The organism is Leifsonia sp. SIMBA_070, assembly GCF_046534635.1.
Classification (GTDB): Bacteria; Actinomycetota; Actinomycetes; order Actinomycetales; family Microbacteriaceae; genus Leifsonia.
Genome location: NZ_JAWRYK010000615.1, coordinates 1 through 252 on the forward strand (window position 1 = coordinate 1; position 252 = coordinate 252).

A 252-nucleotide genomic window follows, 5' to 3' on the forward strand; every position below is an offset into this window, starting at 1 on the left:
GTCCGTAGTCCACGCCCCAGCTGTCCACGCCCACCGATGCGATGGGTTGGCTCTCCGCGGCCAGCTGCTGAAGTCCGGCGGAAACCCCCTGCCACAGGGCATCCATGTTCCAGGCCAGCTGGCCGTCGCGGATCCCCGGTACGTTCGGGGTCCGGTTGGCCAAGCGGAATTCCAGCCGCCCGCCGGTCAGCGTCACGGCGGCCACGCGGGCGCTCTCCGCGCCAAGGTCCACCGCCGCCACCGTGCGGCCCG

The 252-nt window shown here is 72.6% G+C and carries 1 pseudogene; it reads right to left on the reverse strand.

Annotation, left to right across the window (positions count from 1 at the left end):
• A pseudogene (locus SB754_RS21685) lies at nucleotides 1–205 on the reverse strand (rhamnulokinase); the annotation flags it as partial.
• Nucleotides 206–252: the final 47 nt, after the last annotated feature.